The 356-nt window shown below is 52.2% G+C and carries 1 tRNA gene; it reads right to left on the reverse strand.

What is annotated here, in order from left to right:
* Positions 1-276: 276 nt before the first annotated feature.
* A tRNA-Glu gene (locus tag WFO64_RS22390) sits at positions 277-351 on the reverse strand.
* Positions 352-356: the final 5 nt, after the last annotated feature.

Raw genomic sequence — 356 nt, forward strand, 5'->3', positions numbered from 1 at the left:
CCTCTGACTGCCTGGGCATCCACCGTGTACGCTTGGTCGCTTAACCTCACAACCCACAGGCGTTTTTCAACGCTGTAAGCTGCAAGCATTTGAGAGACCCGACCGTGTCGCCTTTTTCATTCTTATTACGGAGAATGAAAACGACACGTCGTTTCAATTTTCAGCTTGTTCCGGATTGTTAAAGAGCAAATATCTCAAACGCGGCCCGGCTGCTTACGCAACCAAATCGGTTTTGAGATACTGTAGGGCGACACCTTTCACCTGTCACCAAGCAGGTGGCGTCCCCTAGGGGATTCGAACCCCTGTTGCCGCCGTGAAAGGGCGGAGTCCTAACCGCTAGACGAAGGGGACACAAA

It is taken from the genome of Pantoea sp. AS142 (assembly GCF_037152305.1).
Taxonomy (GTDB): Bacteria; Pseudomonadota; Gammaproteobacteria; order Enterobacterales; family Enterobacteriaceae; genus Pantoea.